Raw genomic sequence first — 25,339 nt, 5'->3', positions numbered from 1 at the left:
ACTTCCTGACTTCAGCAACCCACAGCATCTGTCTCTACCGTCTCTGCTTTTAAACGTTCGCGTTTACCCATGCCTCCAGGTCGGCCAGCCCCAGTGCTCCCACTGTCACTGCTTTCTTCTCACCCTTCTCAAGAAGCAGGATTGTCGGAATACTCATCACCAAAAATCTGCGGGCCAGTTCCGGTTCCTCATCGACATTCACTTTACCGATCTTCACCTTCCCCGGGTTCTCCGTCTCGAACTGATCCAGTATCGGCGCAAATCCGCTGCACGGTCCACACCAGGCTGCCCAGAAATCCAACAGCACCGGCTTGTCTGACTTAACAACTTCTTCTTCAAAATTTTTTGACGTTACATGTATCATATGCGTTTCCTCCTGTCTTTCTCCCATAATACCTTTTTATTCGAGCATTTGCAAGAAGTCTTCCTCCGAGATGATGGGAATCCCCAGATCATTCGCCTTTTTATTTTTCGAGGAGGTTGACGCCACATCGTTGTTGATCAGATAATTCGTCTTGGATGTGACCGACCCGGTCACCTTTCCCCCCTTGCTCTCGATGACTTCCTTCACCTCATTGCGGTTCGCGAAATGTGTCACGCTCCCGGTAATCACAAAATTGACACCGGCAAAGATCTGCTCTTCTTTATTTATCTCCTCTTTTGGAATAATTAATTCATCCAGAAGGCGATAAAACAATTCCCGGTGGGCATCGTCCGTAAAATACGCGACAAATGCCTTTGCCAGCACGTCTCCGACTCCGTCTATCTCTCCAAGCTCCTCCACTGTTGCATGCACGATTTTTTCGATTTCAAAATCCAGCGCCCTGCAGATAATCTTCGCATTGGCAAGTCCGATTCCACTGATCCCCAGCCCGTAGACCAGCTTTGGCAGGGTCGTCGTTCTGGCCGTATCCACACTTTTTATAAGATTCTGGTAAGATTTGTCCCCGAATCCATCCATCGTACGGATTTCTTCTTCATACCGATCTAAATGGAAAATGTCCGTGTAGCTTTTTATGAAACCTTTTGCTATAAATTTCTCCAGCGTCGCCTCCGACAGCCCATCCACATTGAGTGCATCCCTGCTCACGAACAGGGCAAATGACTTGATCTGCTTTGCCTGACAATCCGGGTTCGTGCAGTAGAGAGACTTCGCATCATTCTGCTGGGATATCTTTGTGTCTCCACCACACACCGGACAGACTGCGGGGATGTCTTTCACGCCGCTACGCGTCTCATTCTCAGCAATCTGGGGAATGATCATGTTGGCCTTGTACACCTGAATCGTGTCCCCCACCCCAAGCTCCAGTTCCTCCATGATGCTGATGTTATGCACACTCGCCCGGCTCACCGTGGTGCCCTCCAGTTCCACCGGCTCAAAAATCGCCACCGGATTGATCAGCCCCGTCCGGGACGGACTCCACTCAATCTCAAGCAGCTTCGTCTCTTTGATCTCATCCGCCCATTTAAATGCAAACGAATCCCGCGGGAATTTAGCTGTACTTCCTAGAGACTGTCCGTATGCGATATCATCGTAAACCAAAACCAGCCCATCTGACGGGAAGTCGTTGCGGACAATCTTCTCTGCAAAATAAGCCACCTCATCCTCAATTGTATCTGCCGTGACCGGCCGGTTCTCCACCACATCAAACCCCTGGGATGCCAGCCACCGCATCTGCTCCATCCTGGAATTTTTAAAATCCACATGCTCTGCCTTCACCAGCGAAAATGCAAAAAACTTCACATTCCGCCGCGCAGTAATCTCATTATTCAACTGACGCACCGAGCCGCTGCAGAGATTTCTCGGATTCTTGTACTTCGCATCCACATCCTCAATCTCTTCGTTGATTTTCTCAAAGTCCTTATATCCGATTACGGCCTCGCCGCGCAGAATCAGTTCTTCCTTATAATTAATATGAAGCGGGATATTCCGAAATACTCTGGCATTGTTGGTGATCACCTCACCAATCTCACCATTCCCTCTCGTCACAGCCTTCGCCAACGTCCCGTTCTGGTAAGTCAGAACAATCGTAAGACCGTCCAGCTTCCATGAAATCGCCGCCTTCTGCTCTCCGAGGAACGCCTTCAGCTGGTCGACTTCTTTTGTCTTATCCAGCGAGAGCATCGGCCGCTCATGCCGCTCCTTCGGGAGTTCACTCAGCACTTCATATCCAACGTTGACCGTCGGGCTGTTCGCCATGATCGTTCCCAGATCATGCTCCAGAGCAAGCAGCTCATCGTACAGCTTATCGTACTCCAGATTGCTCATAATCTCGCGGTCTTCCTGTTCATAAGTCCGGCGGGCATGATTCAGAATTTCCACCAGTTCCTGCATTCGTTTTGTTTTCGCATTCTGACTCATCTGCTTCTATCTCCATTCATCTTTTCACAATTCACCGGTTACACGGAGCATACTGTCTCACTCCCGCATAACCTGTACACGGTCCGCTGTCTCTACCTCCCGGTATGATATGGTGTCTTCACCGTCTCATTGGAGGAATCTTTGATCAGTTCATAGAGCTGTTCCAGCTCCGTGTCCGTCAGCTCCCGGTACGCACCCTCTTTCAGGTTTCCCAGTTCGATATTCATGATCCGGATCCGTTTCAGTTCACGAACCTGATACCCTAGCGCCTCGCACATCCTGCGGATCTGCCTGTTCAGCCCCTGTGTCAGGATAATGGAAAATGTGTATTTTCCGATTTTTTCCACCTCGCAGGGCCTCGTTACCGTATCCAGTATGGAAACACCAGATGCCATCCTTCGGATAAAATCCTGCGTAATTTCCTTGTCCACTGTCACTCGGTATTCCTTCTCATGGCGGTTTCCCGCACGCATCATCTTGTTGATGATATCGCCGTTGTTTGTCATGAGCAACAGGCCTTTGGAGTCCTTATCCAGACGTCCTACGTAAGTCACCCGAATCGGATAGTCCAGAAAACGGACGATACTGTTCCGTTCCCTCTTTTCCTCCGTACAGACGATTCCCGCCGGCTTGTTGACCGCCAGCACCACCATCTCATCTGCTCTGGAGACTACTTTTTTCCCAACCTGAACCCGCTGCCCCGGAACGATGCGCATTCCCGTCTCAGCCGGCTTCCCATCCACTGTCACTCGCCCGGCCTCAATCAGTCTGTCCGCCTCTCTGCGAGAGCACACACCGGCCTCGCTCAAATATTTATTCAAACGGACCGGCTCTTTTTTTTCTTGAAATTCTCTTTTTATTCGATTACTCACCTGTTAATACTCCACTAATGTTATTGTCTGCAAAAAACGTATTGGCATTGTATAAAAATACGCAGTCCGTAATATTGTATGTGCCCACCAGCTCGCTCACATCCCCCGTGTAGTACCTTGGATCCACCACCACGATCTCACGAAAATAGGGTGTCAGAAACGGGATAAAGCAGTTTGCGTAGGAATCCTTGAACATGAGCAGTTTCCGCTTCGCATTTACAGTGGTCTTGATATCCAGCAGTGAATAATTGCCGCCAAGAAATACCGCATATTTATCCTTCGTATCCAATTTGGTGGAATCATACAAGGATGTGGTCTTTTTCTGCTCCTGCACATAATTCACAACCACATCGAGATCCTCTCCCTGAGGTGTGTAGATGTCAATTTCTTCCTTTTCATTTTCCTCATAACCGCTTTTTGAAGACAGCGTCCCGTTAAAGGTCGTTGTGACGGCATACGGTGAAAATGTGGATTCCTCTTTGGACTGAACCCCGAGTGCGCTGCCCGACTCCTGAAATACATAGTATGCTCCCAGCGTTGTCCAGTGATGATCTGTCTTGTAATAGACCTTCTCGTTCTTATGTGTATCGAGCACGGAGACCGCATCCACCCAGGAAACACTCTCTCCCAGTTCCCGCTTCACGCTCTTGATCATGGTTCTCTGGTTGGCTACCGTCGCCAGCGAGGGCAGCTCATCCTCCAGAATACATGCCGCATCCGGCACAAGGATCATGCTGGTCGGTATCCCGGAATTGCTCTCCGCAAATTCTTTGATTGCCTTCACATTCTTCTTCAGCACTTCCTGGTCCGGAATGACTACATCCTCCATGAGCTGCCCCTGTTTCCCCCTGTACACACCGTTTTCTTCTTTGTTTCCCGCAAAGGTGTCGATCCGCACCTTCAGATCTCTCAGAAGATTTCTTCCGATGAACTGGTCCATCAGGTAATCCTCATACTGTTCCATAAATGTTCCCGTCTGGAGACTGCTGAGTGTCAGCCGCGGGCGTTTTGCCAGACTCCGGTTCTCTACTTCAGAATATTCCCTCGTCGGGAGCAGAATATTCCCAATCATAAATACTCCGAGACATATCAGGAACGGCTTTACCAGAAAAGCCTGTATTTTTATCTTTTTTCTTTTCTTTTTATTCGCCATGAACCCTCACCTAAAATCTGAAATATAAAAATGGATTGAAATTTTCCGTTACTAAAAACGCGATAGATACAATGAACATTGCCAAATAAATTATACAGGCGACACCTCTCCGTCCCTGCCCGTTCCGATAATTGTATACTCCCCGGTCCAGCACATAATATCCAAACGATGTCGACGCCGTGATCGACACCAGATAGAGCAGCCAGTTTGTCAGCACAAAGAACAGTGCCTGCTGATCCGCAAGACCTTTGGCTCCAATTCCAAACATCACTCCGAGATAGCGGAACGCATATCCCAGATCCGGGCTGAAGAAAAATACCCAGCCGATCAGCACTAAAATCAGTGTATAGGCATGCTGCAGTGCTCCCGGCAGTCTATTGATGCGCTCTCCGATCACAAATTTCTCCAGTACCAGTATTCCACCGTAATACAATCCCCAGAACAAAAATGTCCAGTTTGCGCCGTGCCACAATCCAGTCAGTGCCCACACGATCAGAAGATTGATCACGGTCCGTTTTGTTCCCTTTCGGTTTCCGCCGAGCGGAATATAGACGTACTCCCTGAACCAGGTGCTCAGCGAGATATGCCATCTGCGCCAGAAATCTGTAATACTTTTCGCTGTATAAGGGTACTCAAAGTTCTTTAGAAAATCGAAGCCGAACATCTTGCCCAGGCCGATCGCCATATCAGAATATCCACTGAAATCAAAATAGATCTGGAATGCATAAGATACGCAGCCCACCCACGCCGTAAGCATGGAGAAGCTTCCAAACCCCATACCGGAAATCTGGTCAAAAATCCCGCCTACCGTGTTCGCAATCAGTACCTTTTTTGCAAGACCTCTGATAAAATACATGATTCCATCCCCGAAACGATTCGGGGAAATGTTCCTCTGCTTCAGCTGCGCCTCAATATCCGCATAGCGGACGATGGGGCCTGCGATCAGCTGTGGGAACATCGACACATACACCGCAAAAAGCATCAGGTCCCGCTGCGGTCTCACGCGCTTTCTATACACATCGATCACATAAGACATCGCCTGAAATGTATAGAACGAAATTCCGATCGGCAGTTCCAGTTCACGATAGGGAATGTTTACCGGAAAAACCGCATTGATGCTGCCAATCAGGAACCCGTAGTATTTGAAAAAGCCAAGAATCAGCAGGTTCACCACAACAGCGAAGATAATACCTCTTTTTGCATGAACCGGATCATCTGCGTTGTATCCGATATCCAGACCACACGCATAGTTAAACACGATGGAAAGAATCATCAAGACAACATATACCGGCTCTCCCCACGCGTAAAAAAACAAACTACAGATAAGCAAAACTAAATTTTTAAATCTTGCCGGCACCAGAAAATACAACAATAGTGTAATCGGCAAAAACATAAACAAAAAACTGACACTGCTAAATAGCATTTCTCACGTTCCTTTTCTTTTGTAATTTACAGACTTTTTGCAAAAGCTGTTTTATATTCAGATGCATTTTTTGAAATAACAAAAAAGATGTATTGTCCACGCACAGACAGCACCGAGTTATTGATCAGCGCCACCTCATCCGGTGCATAGCCCTCAAAGTCGGAGCGCCGTCTGTCTTTTCTCGACACGATCGCATTCTGTACTTCCTCAATCTGCTCATTGTTCTTTACCTTTAAAAGCAGCACTTCCTCCGCAGACAGACTTGACTTCGACACGTAAAGCATCACGCCGTCGTAATCCGCTGCGTTCAGTCCGTAGTAGCGTTTCAGTCCCTGGTTCGTCGTTTTGGAAACCGATTCCGTGTCCAGCGTTTTCTCAACAGCCTTCTCAATGGTGTCAAAGGGCTTGGAACTTCCACCTGTCATCAGCAGCAGAAGGACCACATAGCCGACAATCGCCAGCACCATTCCATACTTAAAGACCAGCAGCTTCTTGTTCTGCGGCTTTCCGCCTGGCTCTCCGACAGCCTGAACCGCGCTTCTTCTGCGGACTGCCTCCTGACGGATTCGCTGGTCCTCCTCCCACTCCTGCCTGCTCGGTCTCCTCTGTTTCTTTTTGTTCGGAGCTGCTGCCGCACGTGGATTCCCTGCCGTTCTGCGGGGTGCTTTTTTTTGTTCCTGTGTTTTGTTCTGTGTTTTCTTCTGTGTTTTTTCTTCTATCATAAAGAAGCCACCTCCGTCATGCGCGATGCCCATATCGGATAAAAATCGGCTTTTAAATGCACGCCGTCATCCTCGTAGTAGTCCGATGTTGCGATCTCAGTATTGTCGATAAACGAAATCTGTCTCTCATCGCAGAGCTCCTTCAGTACCTTATTGTACTTGTCCAGATTCTTGTATAGCGGCTGATTGTCTATCTCGACCTGCTGAACCGGAAAAATCGAATTAACAAACACCCTTGTATTCGGCAGCTTTTCAGACAGCTCGTCCAGCACGGCACTGTACTGCTCTTTAAAAAGTGCAGAATCCCCGTTTGTTCCTATCACATCATTCATACCATATGCCAGAAAAATGACCTGCGGGCTCAGTGCCTCTACTGTCTCGAGTGCACTGCCCAGCTCATCCAGCTCCACACCGCGGTCTGCAATCACACTGGACGTATCCAGAATATCGTAATCAGCAAATCCCTGTGTAATGGAATCGCCCATCACTACACTGTTCGCGAAGATTTCCTTCGGTGTGCGGTTTGCAAGTTCCTCCGCTGTCGCCACGTCCCTGTCCTCCAGATTCTGAATCCGTTTTTCAACATCCTGGACACTCTTATCTTCCTCTTCTTTTATGATTGCAAGACCTTCTGATGTATCTGTTTTCTTTGTTGTGAACCGCTCTACCAGCTTCACGACTCCAAAAAGAGCCACTATGACCACAATGACTCCAATTATCAATACTGCGACTTTTCTTTTATCTATTTTCATTTGTAAGGCTCCCACATATTTTTTCATAAGTATTCACGTTAATAATACTGTTTTCCTATGAAAAAGTCAATCTTTAGGGTATAATATGACTTGAAATATGGAGTAAGTGTTACTGTACACACGCAATCCGCTTCGCTGCTTTCCAGACAGGCACCTCCGCAACAGATTTCAATGAACAGGAGTATTTTTCATGATTGCTTTAAAAATGACTGATGTCAAAAAATGCATGTCCAGTCTTTTGCTGAAGGATGTTTTTGACCCGTTTTCGCTGATTGAAGCGGAAATTGTGACATACAACACCTTCCGGATCGACGGTTACATAAAAAAAGAATTTTATAAAAATGATACGGAGCCTTCCGCCGAGTACTCCGACTGGAGGGATGTGCGGGAGTTCTGCTTTTCGATCATCAAGGGGAAACGCACCCCTCTCAGCTTCAAGTTCATCTTCAGCCTGAGTTCTTCTGAAACAGCTGCTCTCCTGCAGAGTCCGGACACCACGATTCAGGCAGCCGACGTGCAGGGGCTCTACCTGAACTTCCGGTTCGAGAATGATACGCTCCATTGTATCACCGGCACTTCTCTGAAAGTCTTCTCCATGGATAAGTCGCTGGACAAAATCTGGGACAATTATGTACGCAGGTTTTTCACACAGCACGAACTGGCATTTGAGGATGGCGCAGAGTAAGCCTGCGTTTATCTGACGGCAGAAATGTCAAAAGCTTCTTTATATTATATATTATAGAGCCTTATTGCCTGCGCAGATGCCGCGGGCAAGGTCCATTTTGATGCCTCTTACTCAATAAGGGAAGAAAAAAAGACATCGGGTAAATTTGATTTTATCCGATGTCTTTCTCTTTTTTTATTCTATCTGGAACATAAGTTTTCATAAACAGCGGGATTCGAACAGAACGTTCACTCGCAATCTGCTCTGCCGCTTCTTCGTGGATACCCCGTCCCGTATTTAGATCACCATTTACTTCGTCAGAAGCATCATAATCTCATTGCTCCGGTTTACGAACTCTGTCATCTCCTCCGGGCTGAGCGGTTTGTGCGCCAGCATTGCAAGATCATACAACTGCTTGCAGATTACCGGAACATTTTTGCTGCGCTTGTGTTCTACCACAAACTGTACCAGCGGATGTTTTGCATTCAGGATCAGTGTGGCCTGAGAACCAAACGCACCGGCATCCATACCGGACATGCCATACATCTTCATCATCTCTTCCATACGTCTGGACTGTTCCGGAAGCACTGCCATGGATGCAACGTTCTCATTCTTCAGCTTCTCGATCTTCACATCCAGCTTATCATTGTCCAATGCTTTTCTGAAAATCTCGATCAGGCTGTCAGATGTCTTCTTGAACTCTTCCTCATCCTCTTTTGCAATCTCTTCCTTAAAATTATCCGTCACATCCGCATCAATTCTCTGGAAACGAACATTTGGCTCTTTCTGCTCCAGATGTGTGATGAATGCAGAATCAATGTTGTGTGTCAGAAGGACCGCATCCTCGCCCTCTTCCTTGAACATCTTAATATACTGGCTCTGCTGCTGCTCATCTGATACATAATAGATCGTGGTCTTGATTTCTTCCACATCGTTCTCAGCATCATCTGCCGCATCCTTCGCCTCGCTCTCCTCTTTTTCATGAGGACTCACAACCACACCGCCATTCTCCTCGATGCACTCGTCCAATGTCATGTATTTGTGGTCCAGATTTTTGAAGAGGATTGATTTCATCATCTTATCCCCGAACTTCTCATCCTTCAGACAGCCAAATTTGATGAACGGGCTGATATCATCCCAGTATTTCTCATAGGTTTCCTTATCTGTCTTGCACATTCCGGACAGTTTATCTGCCACCTTCTTGGAAATGTAATCCGCAATCTTGTTCACAAATCCATCGTTCTGCAATGCACTTCGCGATACGTTCAACGGCAGATCCGGGCAGTCGATCACGCCCTTCAGGAGCATCAGAAATTCCGGAATTACTTCCTTGATATTGTCTGCGATAAATACCTGGTTGTTATAAAGCTTGATCGTTCCCTCTATTGAATCGTATTCTGTATTGATCTTCGGGAAATACAGGATTCCCTTCAGATTAAATGGATAATCCATATTCAGATGAATCCAGAATAATGGCTCCTTGTAATCCATAAAGACCTTCCGATAAAACTCAATGTATTCTTCATTGGTACATTCGTTCGGATGTTTCGTCCAGAGCGGCGTCGTATCGCTGATGGAGACTGGTCGCTTCACAATCTTCGCTTTCTGAACCGGTTCAGACTTCTCTCCGTCCTCGCCTTCCTTCGGCTCCTCTGTGATATGCTCTACCACTTCGTCTGTATCTAACACATCGGCCTCGTCAATCGTCTCGTACTCCGGCTCCGCATTTGCCTTAGACAGGAAGATCTCGACCGGCATGAACGAGCAGTACTTGTTCAGCACCTCACGTGCCTTGTACTCATTGGCAAATGCGAGACTGTCTTCGTTCAGGAACAGTGTAATCTCTGAACCAACGGTCTGCTTGTCGCCATCCTGCATCTCATACTCTGTTCCGCCATCGCTGGTCCAGTGAACCGCAGTCGCGCCATCACGATAGGACAGTGTATCAATATGCACCTCATCCGCAACCATGAATGCAGAATAAAATCCAAGTCCGAAATGACCGATCATATCATCCTCAGTTGTCTTGTCCTTATACTTCTCCAAAAACTGAGTCGCACCTGAAAATGCGATCTGCGTAATGTACTCTTCCACCTCATCCGCAGTCATACCAAGACCATTGTCAATAAACTTCAGAGTCTTCTCCTCTGGATTTACGATTACCTGAATCTTCGCCTTGTAATCATCCGGCAGTTCATACTCGCCCATCAGATCCAGTTTTTTCAGCTTTGTAATCGCATCACACCCGTTTGAAACCAATTCACGGAAGAAAATATCATGATCGGAATACACCCATTTTTTAATAATCGGAAAAATATTTTCACTGTCAATTGATAACGTTCCTTTTTTCGTTCCCATTTATAACAACTCCTTTGCTAAAAAATCTTATTTACAAAGATTATTCTAACGCCGGGCAAAATAAATGTCAATAGGAATTTAGCACTCTTTCAAAGCGAGTGCTAATAATATTATTAAAAATATAAAATTTCTATAAACTTTCGTGTTACTTCTTTACCGTAATATCATTGTAGACGGCATGAGCTGCCCGCACCAGATCATCCGGTGCAAGCTCAATCTGCGAACCACGCCTGCCGCCGCTCACCATAATCACTTCCTGTTCCTTCGCGCTGTTGTCCACCACCGTCGGAAACTCCTTCTTCATTCCAATGGCAGTGCATCCTCCGCGCACATATCCAGTCACCTTCGTCAAATCCTTAAGTGGCAGCATTTCAATTGATTTTTCTCCCACTGCCCGGGCTGCCAGCTTCAGATCCAGCTCTGCTTCAATGGGAATCACAAACACGAAATGCTCCTTACTCTTCCCCACAGCCACCAAAGTCTTGTAAACCATCTCGTGAGGCTGCCCCAACTGATCTGCCACGCTCACTCCATCTGTAAAATCTCCGCACTCATACGAATGCACCACAAACGACACCCCGCAAGACTCCAGGATCCGCATTGCATTCGTCTTAACCTCTTTCACTTTCTTCCCCAAAACAACCTCCACACTTTCACATACAATATAGTAGGACAACGCCTGCATCCGATGAAACTACTTCAAAGCGGCCCGCAGCATCTCATTCACCTTCGCCGGGTTCGCCTTCCCCTGCATCGCCTTCATCGTCTGTCCGACCAGCGCCCCGATAGCCTTTTCCTTACCGCCCTTAAATTCCGCTGCTGCTTTCGGATTCTCCGCGATCACTTTCGCAATCACCTCCTGAAGCGCACCGTCATCATTAACTGTCTTCAATCCGTGTTCTTCCACATATTTATCCGGATCCACATTTTCCGCAAACACCTGCTCGAACACTTCCTTTGCCACAGAACTGTTGATGGTTCCCGCCTCTGTCAGCTCGACCAGTTTCGCCAGATTCTCCGGCGAGAACTTCAGCGCGTCAGCCTCCACATCCCGTTCTTTCATAAGGCGAAGCGTCTCGCCCATCAGCCAGTTTGACACCTTCTTCGGCTTGCCGCAGATTGCGGTAGTCGCCTCGAACAGATCCGCCATATGCTTGGATTCTGTGATAATTCCCGCATCATACTCCGGTATCTTAAATTCACTCTTATAGCGCTCCAGTTTTTCTGTGCGCAGCTCCGGCTGCTGCTCCTTCATCCGCGCAATCCACTCATCGCTGATCACGATCGGCGCCAGATCCGGCTCCGGGAAATAGCGGTAGTCCTGTGCATCCTCCTTGGACCGCATGGCATAAGAATACTCTTTGTTGTCATCCCAGCGGCGGGTCTCCTGAATGACCGCTTTCCCCTCCTCCAGCAATTCAATCTGACGTGCTCTCTCCCCTTCGATTGCACGGCTGATCGCCTTAAAGGAGTTCAGATTCTTCATCTCGGTTCTCGTGCCGAGTTCCGTCGTACCGACCTCACGCACGGACAAGTTCACATCCGCTCTCATGGAGCCTTCCTGCAATTTGCAGTCGGATGCTCCCAGATACTGGATGATCAGACGTAGCTTTTCCAGATAAGCCATCACTTCCTCCGCGGAACGCATATCCGGCTCGGAAACAATCTCGATCAGCGGCACACCGCTGCGGTTATAGTCCACCAGCGAAGTATCATCCCACTCATCATGAATCAGTTTTCCGGCATCCTCCTCCATATGCATCTCGTGGATTCCGATCTTTTTCTTTGTGTCTCCGATCTCAATCTCGACGAATCCATCTCTTGCAATGGGAAGGTACAGCTGGGAAATCTGATAGTTCTGCGGATTGTCCGGATAAAAATAGTTCTTCCGGTCAAACTTACAGACCTGTGTGATTCTGCAGTTCGCCGCAAGTCCGACTGCCATCGCATATTCCACCACCTGTTTATTCAACACCGGAAGAGATCCCGGCATTCCGGTGCAGACCGGGCAGGTATGTGTATTGGGCGCACCACCGAACGCTGTGCTGCATCCACAGAAAATTTTTGTCTTTGTTGCCAGTTCTACATGGACCTCCAGTCCAATGACCGTCTCGTATTGTTTTGTCATAATGGTTACGCCTCCTTTCCCATTGCCATTGTCTCGTATTCTTTTCCGGTTGCGCACTCGTACGTGTATCCCGCACGAATGATATTCTTTTCTTTGAAGCAGTCCCCAATCAGCTGCATTCCGATTGGCAGTCCCTTGCTGTCGCATCCCACCGGAACTGACATTCCGGGAAGTCCCGCAAGATTCAGGGAAATTGTGTAAATGTCACCGAGATACATTTTAATCGGATCGCTCAGAGATTTTCCAAGTTCCGGAGCAGTCGTCGGTGCAGCCGGTCCGATGATCACGTCATATTTTGCAAATGCTTTGTCAAATTCAGCCTTAATCAAAGCCTTCGTCCGCAGTGCCTTCAGATAATATGCATCGTAGTATCCAGAACTGAGTACGAAGGATCCCAGCATGATTCTGCGCTTCACCTCCGCGCCAAAACCTTCTGATCTGGTCTTTTTGTACATGCTGTGTAGTCCGTCATAATCCGCGGCACGATGTCCATATTTCACGCCGTCAAACCGTTCCAGGTTGGAGCTCGCCTCCGCCGATGCGATAACATAATATGCCGGAATTGCATACTTCACGAGCCCAAGATCAAATTCTTCCACCACAGCGCCTTTTTCCTCCAGCACCTTCACTGCCCTCTGTACCGCGGCTTTCACTTCCGGATCCAGGCCTTCTCCGAAGTAATCCCTGGGAAGACCGATCTTCATTCCTTTCACATCATCCACCAGTGCACCAGTGAAATCGTAATCTTCACGTTTCACAGATGTGCTGTCCTTTGTATCATGTGATGCGATGGCCTCCAGAATCGTGGCACAGTCTGTCACATCCTTCGCCACCGGCCCGATTTGATCCAGTGAAGAACCATATGCAATCAGCCCATATCTGGACACCGTCCCGTAGGTTGGCTTCAATCCCACCACTCCACAGAAGGAACTTGGCTGGCGAATGGAACCGCCTGTATCAGATCCCAGCGCATAAGAACACTCCCCAGCCGCAACGGCCGCACAGGAACCTCCGGAAGATCCTCCCGGAACATGGTTTGTATTGTGAGGATTCTTTGTCGCGCCATAATAGGAGGTCTCCGTGGTACTTCCCATGGCAAACTCGTCCATGTTCGTTTTTCCGAGAATCACCGCACCTGCCTTTTCCAGATTCAAAACCGCCTCCGACGTAAAGGTCGGTTTAAAGTTTTCCAGAATCTTAGAACTGCAGGTCGTCCGAATCCCTTCTGTACACATGTTATCCTTGACTGCCACTGGGACTCCGGCCAGCGGACCAGTCAGCTCTCCCGCATCAATCAGGCGCTGAACCTCCTCTGCACGCTTTCGCGCGCCCTCTTTATCCAGTGTCACATAGCTGTTGATGTCGGATTCCACCGCTTCGATCTGTGCGAACGCCGCTTCTACCGCTTCCTTTACTAATATCTGTTTTTCCTTTATTTTCCGGCCCAGTTCCACTGCCGTCAAACTCATAATATCCATAATCGTTTCTCCCTCGCTTATTTAGGCAGTCCATGTTCATTTAGACCACCTTTTGTCAATGCCTGCATGATTTTTCTCAGTAAAGCGACCACGCATTATCCAATCGTCTTTGGAACCTCAAAACTGTTGTCCTTCTGCAGCGGTGCATTCTTCAATGTTTCTTCATGTCCGTCTCCGTTGGTAACCACATCCTCACGGAACACATTCTGTACCGGAAACACATGAGACATCGGTTCAATTCCCGCTGTATCCAACTCATTTAATGTGTCAATATAATCAAGCATTTTCTCCATATCCTGCTTCGCGTTCTCTTTTTCTTCGCCGGACAACTCCAGTTTTGCAAGTATTCCGACATATTCGATCGTCTCATCTGATATTATGTTTGCCATGTTTTTCCCTCTCTTTTCTGAACTTATATTATCGCTGTCTTCACGCATTTTTCTTCCATTTCTTCATGAGTGCCGTCTTCACCGGCAGCGCAGACATGCACAGTCGGCTTCCCCCTAATATGTCTGGCAATCATCCATTGTGCTGCCTACGGCTCCAATCTGCTCAGATCTCGTGGAAACAGTGTGGCCTCCCTGACGTTGTCTTCCCCGAGCAGCTTCATGGTCAGTCTCTCCAGGCCGATTCCCAGCCCGCCGTGGGGCGGCATTCCGTGTTTAAACGCCCCCAGATACTGTTCCAGCCCGTCCTGCGTCATCCCGCGTGCCGCTATCTTTTCGGCAAGCATCGTATAATCATGGATGCGCTGACCGCCGGTCGTAATCTCTATCCCGTTGAACAGAAGGTCAAAGCTGAGCGTATATCTGGTATCCTCCGGGTCATCCATCGCGTAAAACGGCCGTTTCTTTGAAGGATAATGCGTAACGAACACAAAGTCTGCATCCCACGCTTCTTTTGCGTAACGGCTGATCAGAACTTCCTCCTCGGGCTCCAGATCGAATGGATTTTTCATCTTATGATCGTATTTTTCTGCAACCATTTCTTTGATCTCGTCAAATCTTACCGCTGGAATTTTCTCCACCTCAGGCAGTGTGATTCCCAGCATTTTCAGCTCTCTGGAATACTCTTTTTTCAAAAGCTCCATCGTGTACTGGAGAAACCCGGTCTCCATTGCCATGATATCCTCAAATCCATCGATGTATCCCATCTCGAAATCCAGACTCGTATATTCATTCAGATGACGCTTGGTGTTATGCTTTTCCGCACGAAACACAGGAGCTGTCTCAAACACTCTGTCGAACACGCCGACCATCATCTGCTTGTACAGCTGAGGACTTTGCTGCAGGATGGCCGGTCTGTGGAAATATTCCAGGCGGAAGAGGTTGGCCCCTCCCTCCGCACTTTTCGCACCGATCTTCGGCGTGTGAATTTCCGTGAAGCCTTCTCTGTAAAGAAAATCCCGAAATCCTCTCACAACACCCTCCTGAATCCTGAATTTTGCACGCTCACGGACATTTCTGAGAGAGATTGGACGATAGTTCAATTTTGCCTCCAGAGATGTATTCAATTTCCATTTGGAGATTGCCAGCGGCATCGCCTCCGTCGGCTCGCTCAGGATGCGGATTCCGCTTATACGGATTTCAATTCCATTCGGTGCCTTCTCATTTTTTTCAACAATTCCGGTGATCTCGACCGTATCCGCCTCCTTCACCTCCTTCAATTCAAACCCGCAGGATCCCGCCTCAAAGACCGCCTGTATCAGTCCTTCGCGCTTTCTCAGTATCACAAACGCAACTGTCCCCATGTCGCGTATCGTGTGAATGGCTCCATTGACCTTGACGGTTTTTCCAATCATATCCTCTTTCAGTAATTCACTCAGTTCTAAAGTCTCTTTTCTGCTGACGCCTGTTAAATATTCCATCTCAATGTCTTCCTTTCTGATTTACAGACTGCCGTTGTTCGATGATGGATATTCTCCGGGTGGCATTCATGCAGGCATGATGCCGTTCGGCTCATTATCGACACATAAAAGGACAGCCAATTTTAATGTTTCAAATTGTCTGCCCTGATATTTCCGCGCAGACAACGTCTGCCAGCGCGTAAAAAATCCGCCCTGACATGATTTGTCAGGACGGAAAATATTATCGTAATATAATCCGCGGTACCACCCGCATTGAATAAACACCCTTGCTTATTCCCCTTTTCATACGTAACGTGTATTAACCGTACCAGCCTACTTTATCTTTCGACAGGTCTGCTCCCAAGTGTTCCCTGTAGATTTCTTCCTCTGTGCGGCGCTCTCAGTCGGTGACGCCATCCTTCCTGTCAGATTTCAAAATCAGAGTCTTGTTCTTCGCATTTCTTTTTTAATTAGTCATCATATTACCATAGGTTTTTTATTTTTGCAAGCCGTTTCCAGATTTTAATACAAAATATCCATGTCAACGTTCCCGACAATTCCAGGAACCGAGCCGTCACTTGCATACTGCCACATGTCGACACTCTTCCCTGTTACTTTCGGAGAGGTACTGCTCCACTTTGCACACCAGATCTGTATATTGGAATCCAGTGAAGAAGTCTCTATGGAACTGCCAAACCAGCTTTCGCTGGAATAGATCATTACCTGATAGCCATTGGCACTCAGGATCCTGCAAAACGCATTGGTAATCTGCGCATTCAGTGTCGCACTCAATCCTTTTTGATTGTCATCTTCCAGATCGAATGCGACCGGAAGATCCAGACTTCTTCCGTTCAAAATCTGCACCACATTCAGCGCTTCTGTCTGCGCCTGTGCAACCGTTTTTGCCCGCGTATAATGATAAATACCAACCGGAACCCCTGCATTTCTCGCATTTGTATAGTTTGCATAAAAATATGGATCCGTATACGTTGAGCCATAGGTCGTTCTTATCATCGCAAAGTCCCCATACTGGGATGCTGCGACCTGGGACCAGTTGATTCCACTCTGCCACTCTGATATATCAATACCTTTCCGGTTTGCTATTGCCGTGTAATCGATATGATAGGACAGCGCCCCCGCCATTACCTGTTCCCCATTGATTGTTTTGTATACATGGGTAAGATATGCACCCGTATGCTTATGACTTGCACTGTTCACGGTCGCCGTCCAGGTCGTTCCATTCTGCATACCTTCGTACCATACGATATCATCCTGTCCTCCTACCTCTGACCATGTTGGGAAATACACATTTGATACATTTCCGGATGGATTTATAATTCCGACCTCTACCTTCCCGCGTCCTAATTCATTGTAGAACAGAAAATCTTTTGCAGTAATCGAAGTCGTTTCCGTGGCCACACATGTGTTGATACCATTTCCCGTTTGGATATACACATGAATGTTATAATCACCAAAACTATAATTATGATTTTTCACTGACACGGTTATGGAATATGTAGTACTGTTCACCTTGCTTGGGGTGTACCATTGAATGTCTCCCTGATTCCCATCATGCCAGACGGGTATCTGCACCTTTGTGATTCCGGATGGAGCGTTAATATTCGAAACTGTAATCTTAAATGTTCCTTTCGTCCCGTCTATGCTGCTCACCGCCACTTTCGCGGTCGGTGCCGAAACCGAGAATGTCCCGGATCCAAGGAAGTTGTTTTCATTCTTCATGCTCATACCATAAAAATGTACATTGTATTCTCCTGAGTCCTTATGATCCGAAATTTTTATCTTGTAAGAATAGGTCCCGTTGCTGTTTTTTGTTGCGGTACTCCACTTCAGATCATCCTGGTCTCCATTCTTGCTCCAGACCGCTACCGTGACTGATTTTATTCCTCCCGGTATCTTTGCACCGGACAACGTTGCGGTATAAGTCTTTTGTGCCCCGCTGCTGGAGTCTGCAGCCTGAACGGTCCCCTTTTTCGCAGCCACCTCCGTCGATGTCGATTTTACAAATTTTTTCCCGCTGTAGAAGGATTCCGTGTAAACATGTATCTTATACGTTCCTGTATGGTATTGATGTTTTGATATCTGACACGTTACCGTATAGGAACCATCGCTTTGTCTTGCCGCCTTATACCAGACAATGTCACTCTGGTCGGACGCACACCACACCGGCACATAGACTGCCTTGATCGATGCTCCATTGGTAATTCCGGAAAGTGTAACCTTGAAGCTGGAACTTCCCGCAGGATTATTCACACTTATCTTCCCCACACTTCCGGATTCCGCCGCCTCGAAAGTTGTGCTGTTCACAAAAATCTGTTCTCCGTTTTTTTGTGTCGCATATGCATGAACATTGTATGTTCCTGAAGACTTAAAATTTTTCAGATAGATGTCAAGTGCATAGTTCCCCGCTGAATTTTTGGTCACCGTATACCACTTCAGATCATCCTGACCATTTGCAGCACTCCAGACCGCGAACGACATCGATTTTGCCCCGCCGGGAATCACCGCAGAAGACAATGTCGCTTTAAAACGGTTCGAAGCTGCGCTTGTCGTCGCATTGAATACACCTGGTGATACGACCATTTTACGGCTTGTATCCCCGATAAAATTCCGGGTGCTGTCTTTGAGAACTTCATATACATGTATTTTGTACGTTCCAACATGATATTTATGGTTTGAAAGCTTCACCGTCGTAAGGTAGCTGCCATCTGTCTGTTTTGTTGCATCATACCATTTTATATCGCTCTGATCTTCCGCACACCATACCGGAACCTGAATCTTGTCCACCTTGGATGCGTTTTTCAGATTAGATATCTTCACCCTGAATGTTCCTGCCGAAACATTGGTGCTCTGCACAGAAATCACATTATACTTCACATCTTTTGCCTGAGCCGCCACCACTTCTTTTTCTGGTTCATTCTTCTTTTTGACCGCCTCGGTCTCTTTTTCCGCCTCAGCTTTTGTCGTTGAAAATGTTGTGCTGCTGCTCATCCACACCTTTTCGTCTGCCTTTGTAACAGCATACGCCTTTGCCTCAAATGTCTCCGGCGCTTTTGCAGCATCCACCGGATATTCATAAGAATAGTTTCCGTCTTCTCCCTTTTGCGCTGTGACAAAATCGGCCTTTTCTTCTGTATCCTTCTGATTCCATACGGCAAACTGTACTTCCTTTTCTCCTGCCGGAACCACGACGTCCGACACGGTCAGAGTGTAGCTTTTCCCGTCTTTGGAAACTGTACTTTTTAATTCGCCGCATACCGCTTTCATATCCACGGTCTTTTGAACCGGGATCAGCTCCGGTTCTGCGGGCTCTGTCACCTCTGGCGTCTCGGGTGCTGTCTCTTCTGTCGCCTCCGCTGCTTCATCCAGGATGCCTGTCTCCGTGGTTTCTCCGGATTCTATATCTGCAGAAACGGTATCACTTATGTCTTCGATACTTATTTTTTTCTCTTCGCCTTTTAACAGGTACGTATGTAATTTGTATTCACCTGCATGATAATCAAAATCAGAGATCGAGATGTCCGCCGTGTAACTTCCGTCGTCCTGCCCGACCGCATCAAACCATTTTATGTCGCTCTGATCTTCGAGATACCAAACTGCAACCGAAATCTTTGTCCCTGCCGCCTCTGTATTCTGTGTTTTTTCTGTATTCTGCTCATCCTGCACTTTCACTACGTCCTGTGCATCCTGTGCTTCTCCCGCATTCTGCATATCCTGCGTGTCTTGCGCATCCTGCTGCACATCGTCCGGTTCAAGCATATCCTCCGGACTCAGTTCCGTTATTTTCACCCGAAATGTGCCCGCCGCTCTGTCTGTTGTTTCCGCCGGAATTTCAATTTTCGCTTTCAGATCTGTCTGTGTCTCACCGGCTTCATTACCGGGTGTTCCTATATCTGTCTCTTCTTCACCAGTTTCACCGAGAACCTCTTCCTCCGCACCTTTTTCCTGTGACACGCTCTCCTGCTTTTCCGAAGCTACATCTATCTGAGCATTCTCTTCTGCCACCGGGCTGCCGGTAATCTGACCAGCATCCGATGCCGTGTTTTCATCCATAGCCGTGCTGCCATCCGTAGCGAGCACCGAAAAAACATTGCTAAATGTCAATGCCGCCACCAAAAGAAAGCTGACTGTTCTTTTCCTACATCTCCCCGTTTTTTTCATGTTTTCCTCCTTATTTTATATGCTCTTTTCCATTAAAACAAAGAGCTTCGCTTTCGAAACTCTCCGTCGAAGCGCGGTCACGCCAGTGACCATTTCCATCCTGCGCGCAGTGCGCATCCCCCCCTGGATGGTTTTCATATAACCGGAAATCCAAAAGTTTTTCCTATTATATCAAAAAAGGCGCACTATAGATATTCTATAATGCACCCTCTCATGTTTTTTATTATAACTTACTTTTTTTCCTTTTGCAAGGCATAAACATGCCTGTCCATCTCACTCTCCGCTCCATGAAACCAAACACAATGTACGCACAGATCAGCCGCTTCGCTGCTTTTTCGGTCCCCTTATAAATGGAACTTCTTCTGCATCTCTTCCTTCAGCTCCCGTCCCTTAAATATCACCAGCGCCATCAACATAATGAAGCTGACCCCAATACAGATCACCGAAGGAAATGTAAGACTCACACAATGAACCAGCATCAGGACAAGTGGAACCACAATCCCATATCCCGAAGCCATTACATAATAGATCATATATTCTCTCGCTGTGTGCGACTGCAGTCTTGATATTATAAACATCGAAAGCTGCACAAGAACGCAGACTGCAGGCAGCACATAATCTATCGACCAGCCCTTCCATCCGGTAAATACATCCCACAGGATACACATGACCGGAACCGCAATCAACTGCCACATCGCGTTTTTCAGCAGATTATGTCTTTTCGAAAAACCGATTGCCAGAGCCATCCACATGCTGGCGACTCCGCCTGCTGCCCACAACGGCCAGTGAAACTTCATTTTCAGACACACATCCACCGCGACCGCCGCCACGATGAGCACAAGACAGGCAAAGGAAAAACCTTTAAAAAACATGGCTCCAATTGACCGTTCATGCCGCTCCGGCGGATACTCCGGCTCCTCGATCACCGAATCAACGCCGAGCTCTGACAGAATCCGGAAAAAATTTCTCTGTATATTCGTGCTGTCATGTCTGGATGTAAAACCAAGCGTGATCGTATCCCGAAATGAACACATGCACAGTTCCACCTTAGGGGTACTTGTAAAAACCCCGAAACGTCGAATATACGGCTCATACACCTCAGGCATGGACACCACGCTCATATTGGAAAAAATTGCCGTTGTGTCCCGCTCCGAAAACCTTGCCCCCGCATTGATACAGAGATTTTTCAATTCAAGCGGTGCCAGCCGTAAAATCGGGTGATGCTCCAGAGATATCAGTGTATTCATATTCTCCGAAATTTTCTCCTGCGTCAGTTCTTCTTTAAAAAATGTCTTCACATGTGCAAGAACCGCCTCAAAAGAATCGTCCTCACCGCCAAATTGATAAAAAGGTTCTATCCACCAGAAAAAATTCAGCATGGATGAGGATGGAAAAAACTTTCTCAAATTCACCGGCACCATGAGCACAACCGGTTTATGCTCCTGCAGCTTTGTCATCTCCTCGTGAATAGCACACAGAAAAACAGTTGACAACAGCACCGTCATGGACACCCCGAGCTCACGGGATCTTTTCAAAAGCTGTCCCACTGACATGGTCGCCTCCGTCACCTGCAGTTCCCCGAACTCTTTATTCGGCCGCTTGATCTGAAATGCCTTCTTTTTCTTCTGTTTTCCCGCCGAACCTTTCTTAGAATAATATTTGTTGAATCCGTCATCCTCCTGATCCGCCACAGTGATTTCTTTTGTGAGGAGCGGCATGTCCGCAAGCTCCTCCTCTGCATGTGCGATCACCAGATAATTTTTCACTAGTTCCCGCAGAAACTCCGTCGCCCCGGTCCCATCTGTAAGTGCATGATACACCTCAAAATTGATTCTCTTCTTATAATATGTCACCTCGAAGAGAAGACTCTTTTTGTCCTTCACGTAAATGTTACTGCAGGGCTCTTTGTTTTCCTCCCTCACCACAGGCCGTAGTTCACTTTTCTCCAGATAATGCCAAAACAATCCCTTTCTCATAACCGACAAAAAAACCGGATACTTTTTAAGGGTCTTATCCACCGCCTTCTGCAGTAATTCCTCCACAATCGTTTCTCGCAACTCGCAATAAAACCGAAACACTCTGGTATCCCTTTCATTGCTGGTAGCCGGAAATAATTTCGCCGCATTGTCAAGTTTTCGCCAATAGGCCCGCTTAGACTGACGCATTATTTTGCCTCCTTTAAAAATCGATTGATATATTCGAAACTCTCCTGTACATGTAAGTATTTAATTCCAAGTGCGAAGAAACCGTGCAGCGCGTCTTCAATCCGGTACATCTTCACCTTATTTCCAGCCGCCCTTAATCTGTGGCCGTATTCCTCCCCCTCATCCCTGAGCGGGTCAAACTCCGCCGTGATCAACAATGTCATAGGCTGATTACTCAGATCTTTCTCCAACAGCGGCGCCAGATACGGGTTCTGCTTATTTTCCTCGCCGCCCGCATAGAAATCAATATAATCCTGCATCTTTCCCGCAGTCAGCAGATAATCTGTTCCGTTATCATGTACCGACTGAAACTCCGATGTCTCTGTGTAATCGTTATTCGTTGCCGGATAAATCAGAATCTGACGCTTCGGCATAAATTCTCCCCGGTCTCTCGCCATCAGGGACAACGCTGCTGTCAGATTTCCCCCTGCACTATCCCCCATGATCGTGATATCCTCCGGCTCTACATTCAGGAAAAACTCGTCCGTAAAGAGTGCCTTTGCCACAGCATAACAGTCTTCCAGCCCCGCCGGGAACGGGAACTCCGGCGCCAGGCGGTACTCCACAGAGACAACCACATGGTTCGTCGCATTGGCCATGCGGGCGCAAATGCGCTGGTAATTATCCACACTCTCAGTCACCCAGCCTCCGCCATGGATAAACAGAAGCACCGGCAATGTATTCCTGCCCGTTTCCTGAAACGATTTTTCATTCGGAAAATAAACCCTTGTCGGCACCTCATACTCACCGTTATATATCTTGTAATCGATCGTCTTGTAAAACACACTCAGCGGATCCAGCCGTTTCAGATCCGCAAGATGCCTGGATGCCTCCACCTCAATCCCGCCGAAAGACAGTGCCTTCAAAATTGCCTGTGCTGCTTTGTTTATTGCCATGCTATTCTCCTTTCAGTCTGACGGTCACAACCTCGTGACCGGTCGCTGGAAGAAATCGATTCACAATATCTTCCGTTTTTATCTTCATACTGGATGTGCATACACATGGATGACATCCAATATATTCATCTTTCAGAACATCCTCATCTATCAGAAGATGAATCTTATTCTCTGTATCGTTCATCAGGCCCATAACGCTGACCGCCCCCGGCTTGATGTCGAGGTACGTAAGCATCGCCTCCTCCGGCGCAAATGACAATCTGGCACTTCCGATCTGACTGGAGAGCTCCTTCGTCTTAAACGGTTTGTCTCCGGGCATCATCAGAAGATAAAACTGCGTCTTCTGTCGGTTGCACAGAAACAGATTCTTGCATACCATGGCCTCCAGCACTTTATCAATCTCCAAACAAGCCTCCATCGTATCTGCCCGCTCATGATCTGTGCGGAAATAGCTGATTCCCAGATTATCCAGATAGTTGTAAACTCTCACTTCGCGTTCTTCCCGTCCGGTGGTATCCTCCGGACGTCCTACGTATAATTGCATTATTATGTCTCCTTATAATCATTTTATTTTTCATGACTGCCGTTCGCCAAATGCAAGCACTTGGCTCACTAGCACTCATTATGTCGTGGCATCCGCAGTGCCGTTCGATTCCGCTTTGCTTCATCTCACTCGCGGGCTTTCGCCCTATCAGCCGATGCAGATATACATTTCCTTATGTGCAAGCACAACGTAAATGTATATCTGCACCTGCTGGCTTTGTATTATGTAGTCCGCAGTGCCGTTCGATTCCGCTTTGCTTCATCTCACTCGCGGGCTTTCGCCCTATCAGCCGATGCAGATATACATTTCCTTATGTGCAAGCACAACGTAAATGTATATCTGCATCGGCTGGCACTGCTCATTGCTGTCGCGTACATTATAGCATATTTATTTCTATTGTCACATGGTGAATATATTTCATTCTGTTTTTTTCGCACTTAAATAATAACATAGTAACTTTATAGAAAATATATTTTTGTTTAAGATTTCTTTTAGGAATTGCACACATTTTCTACACACTTTGTGGATATACTTGTACTCAGATAGTTAATAAAACTATCCCCCCTCATAAAGTAATGGCAAAATCGGAATACCTCTCCCAGTGAGAGGTTCCCGTATTTGTCAACTTTACTCTCATTCCTTTAGATAATACGAATCCCCTGCAGCCGATACTGCAGGGGATTTTTGTGTTATCTTTTTTATATGTCAAGTGTGAACTGGGAGTCCAAAAAGCTTCTTTTGTCTTGAAAAACTAAGATTTATATTCTAATCACCTTATTTTCGTATGGTTCAACCAATTTCTTTATTTCAGTCATATCATTAGCACTATATGAATCAGCCCATTTAAGCAAATCCTTAAGCGATTTCAAAGTTTCTTTTTTACCTTTCTCAAGCCCTAATTTTCTTCTTATAAATCTTTTTATAATACGGTATCTATATGTATGCCTTGGTACTTCTAGTAAAAATATCCTATCTGCATCTGCAAAACACTGTTTGCACCACTTATAATAAACGCCCTCTATTATCCAATTATCTTTATTTAAAATTTCTTGCAGCATTGCATATCTTTCATCTGTATTTCTCTTAACGCCATAAGAATCAGCTTTGTTATCCCATAGTAAATCATCTAAATCATAATGTCCTATATTGTATTCCTCGGATAACCTGTTGGCTAAATAAGTCTTTCCAGAACCACTACCACCAATAATGTGTATCTTCATACTTTCTCTCCATAAAGTGAACCCTCACATGACTGAAGTCACATGCTTCCTGTTTCGGCGTAAATCGCCACAATAAATGCTGGTCTTATGCTTACTCCACAGGCGTAGATTATACTGTTTGGACAGTTCCTGCCCTACAGTTTTTTGTTTGTTTTATTAAGTAACATTTTTTATGCTGCCATTTGGCAGTACATCTCATACCCTTTCATTCTAATGTTGATCGCTGCGTTTAAGTCTCGATCCAGGTTCATTCCACACTTACATATATATCGTCTCTGTTCCAATGATATTTCCTTCACGCTCCCACATCGACTGCAAGTTTTGGAGGATGGATACCATTTATCAACAACCATCAGCTGTTTTCCGCGATCTGCAAGTTTATACGCCAGCATGGATGTGAACATCCCATACCCATTATCTAATGTAGCCTTTCCATTCCTAAAGCCTTGATTAGACATACTGCGCATATTCAGATCTTCGATGCACACCATATCATACCGATTGGCTATCTCGGTTGACTGCTTATGCAGGAAGTCCT

At 46.8% G+C, this 25,339-nt stretch carries 20 protein-coding genes; 1 reads left to right on the top strand and 19 read right to left on the bottom strand.

Features of this window, described 5'->3' with window-relative positions; translation table 11 throughout:
- Positions 1 to 49: 49 nt before the first annotated feature.
- The 7 genes from trxA to BUB85_RS12340 form a co-directional block, all read right to left on the bottom strand.
- Positions 50 to 364, bottom strand: a complete 315-nt coding sequence (gene trxA / locus BUB85_RS12370) for a thioredoxin (RefSeq protein ID WP_073110920.1) — start codon at positions 362 to 364, stop codon at positions 50 to 52.
- Positions 365 to 400: 36 nt separating this feature from the next.
- Positions 401 to 2,362, bottom strand: coding sequence for an NAD-dependent DNA ligase LigA (ligA, locus tag BUB85_RS12365; RefSeq protein WP_073110918.1), 1,962 nt, complete (start codon positions 2,360 to 2,362; stop codon positions 401 to 403).
- A 92-nt stretch (positions 2,363 to 2,454) separates the two neighbouring features.
- On the bottom strand, positions 2,455 to 3,234 hold the full coding sequence (locus BUB85_RS12360) for a pseudouridine synthase (RefSeq protein WP_073110915.1): 780 nt from the start codon (positions 3,232 to 3,234) through the stop codon (positions 2,455 to 2,457).
- The gene (locus BUB85_RS12355; RefSeq protein ID WP_073110913.1) at positions 3,227 to 4,387 is read right to left on the bottom strand and encodes a DHHW family protein; all 1,161 of its coding nucleotides are present in this window, start codon (positions 4,385 to 4,387) and stop codon (positions 3,227 to 3,229) included. Before BUB85_RS12355 ends, BUB85_RS12360 begins: the two co-directional genes overlap by 8 nt.
- A 10-nt stretch (positions 4,388 to 4,397) precedes the next feature.
- Positions 4,398 to 5,810 (bottom strand): MBOAT family O-acyltransferase, encoded by a 1,413-nt coding sequence (locus tag BUB85_RS12350; protein WP_073110911.1) that lies wholly within the window; start codon positions 5,808 to 5,810, stop codon positions 4,398 to 4,400.
- A 26-nt stretch (positions 5,811 to 5,836) separates the two neighbouring features.
- The gene (locus BUB85_RS22025; protein ID WP_242945417.1) at positions 5,837 to 6,532 is read right to left on the bottom strand and encodes a DUF4358 domain-containing protein; all 696 of its coding nucleotides are present in this window, start codon (positions 6,530 to 6,532) and stop codon (positions 5,837 to 5,839) included.
- Positions 6,529 to 7,284, bottom strand: a complete 756-nt coding sequence (locus tag BUB85_RS12340; protein ID WP_159434643.1) for a GDSL-type esterase/lipase family protein — start codon at positions 7,282 to 7,284, stop codon at positions 6,529 to 6,531. The genes BUB85_RS22025 and BUB85_RS12340 overlap by 4 nt, the downstream gene beginning before the upstream one ends.
- 190 nt (positions 7,285 to 7,474) lie before the next feature.
- Here BUB85_RS12340 and BUB85_RS12335 point away from each other — a divergent pair, with 190 nt between their 5' ends.
- The gene (locus BUB85_RS12335; RefSeq protein ID WP_073110907.1) at positions 7,475 to 7,969 is read left to right on the top strand and encodes a DUF5721 family protein; all 495 of its coding nucleotides are present in this window, start codon (positions 7,475 to 7,477) and stop codon (positions 7,967 to 7,969) included.
- 288 nt (positions 7,970 to 8,257) lie between these two features.
- Here BUB85_RS12335 and htpG read toward each other — a convergent pair whose 3' ends face one another.
- The 12 genes from htpG to BUB85_RS12275 form a co-directional block, all read right to left on the bottom strand.
- Positions 8,258 to 10,306, bottom strand: coding sequence for a molecular chaperone HtpG (gene htpG, locus BUB85_RS12330; protein ID WP_073110905.1), 2,049 nt, complete (start codon positions 10,304 to 10,306; stop codon positions 8,258 to 8,260).
- A gap of 145 nt (positions 10,307 to 10,451) precedes the next feature.
- Entirely contained in the window at positions 10,452 to 10,907 is a 456-nt protein-coding gene (gene ybaK / locus BUB85_RS12325; RefSeq protein WP_073110951.1) for a Cys-tRNA(Pro) deacylase, read from the bottom strand.
- A 93-nt stretch (positions 10,908 to 11,000) separates the two neighbouring features.
- Positions 11,001 to 12,434, bottom strand: a complete 1,434-nt coding sequence (gene gatB / locus BUB85_RS12320; protein WP_073110903.1) for an Asp-tRNA(Asn)/Glu-tRNA(Gln) amidotransferase subunit GatB — start codon at positions 12,432 to 12,434, stop codon at positions 11,001 to 11,003.
- Between the two features lie 5 nt (positions 12,435 to 12,439).
- Positions 12,440 to 13,912: an Asp-tRNA(Asn)/Glu-tRNA(Gln) amidotransferase subunit GatA gene (gene gatA / locus BUB85_RS12315; RefSeq protein WP_073110901.1), complete on the bottom strand. Its 1,473-nt coding sequence runs from the start codon at positions 13,910 to 13,912 to the stop codon at positions 12,440 to 12,442.
- Positions 13,913 to 14,007: 95 nt separating this feature from the next.
- Complete coding sequence (gene gatC / locus BUB85_RS12310) at positions 14,008 to 14,301, bottom strand: Asp-tRNA(Asn)/Glu-tRNA(Gln) amidotransferase subunit GatC (protein ID WP_073110949.1); 294 nt, start codon at positions 14,299 to 14,301, stop codon at positions 14,008 to 14,010.
- Between the two features lie 146 nt (positions 14,302 to 14,447).
- Positions 14,448 to 15,779, bottom strand: coding sequence for an aspartate--tRNA(Asn) ligase (gene aspS, locus BUB85_RS12305; protein ID WP_073110898.1), 1,332 nt, complete (start codon positions 15,777 to 15,779; stop codon positions 14,448 to 14,450).
- A gap of 501 nt (positions 15,780 to 16,280) precedes the next feature.
- Positions 16,281 to 19,937: a GBS Bsp-like repeat-containing protein gene (locus BUB85_RS12300; RefSeq protein ID WP_073110896.1), complete on the bottom strand. Its 3,657-nt coding sequence runs from the start codon at positions 19,935 to 19,937 to the stop codon at positions 16,281 to 16,283.
- 344 nt (positions 19,938 to 20,281) lie between these two features.
- On the bottom strand, positions 20,282 to 22,102 hold the full coding sequence (locus tag BUB85_RS12295) for a DUF6320 domain-containing protein (protein ID WP_073110894.1): 1,821 nt from the start codon (positions 22,100 to 22,102) through the stop codon (positions 20,282 to 20,284).
- Complete coding sequence (locus BUB85_RS12290) at positions 22,102 to 23,037, bottom strand: alpha/beta hydrolase (RefSeq protein ID WP_073110892.1); 936 nt, start codon at positions 23,035 to 23,037, stop codon at positions 22,102 to 22,104. The genes BUB85_RS12295 and BUB85_RS12290 overlap by 1 nt, the downstream gene beginning before the upstream one ends.
- 1 nt (position 23,038) lies before the next feature.
- The gene (locus tag BUB85_RS12285; protein ID WP_073110890.1) at positions 23,039 to 23,581 is read right to left on the bottom strand and encodes a prolyl-tRNA synthetase associated domain-containing protein; all 543 of its coding nucleotides are present in this window, start codon (positions 23,579 to 23,581) and stop codon (positions 23,039 to 23,041) included.
- Between the two features lie 758 nt (positions 23,582 to 24,339).
- Positions 24,340 to 24,801, bottom strand: coding sequence for an AAA family ATPase (locus BUB85_RS12280; RefSeq protein ID WP_073110888.1), 462 nt, complete (start codon positions 24,799 to 24,801; stop codon positions 24,340 to 24,342).
- A gap of 170 nt (positions 24,802 to 24,971) precedes the next feature.
- Positions 24,972 to 25,339 (bottom strand): RNA-guided endonuclease InsQ/TnpB family protein (locus BUB85_RS12275; RefSeq protein WP_143160713.1); only part of this gene is annotated, 368 nt, incomplete at its 5' end.

The sequence above is a fragment of the Hespellia stercorisuis DSM 15480 genome (genome assembly GCF_900142165.1).
Taxonomy (GTDB): domain Bacteria; phylum Bacillota; class Clostridia; order Lachnospirales; family Lachnospiraceae; genus Hespellia; species Hespellia stercorisuis.
This window is presented reverse-complemented; position numbering and strand designations above follow the sequence as displayed.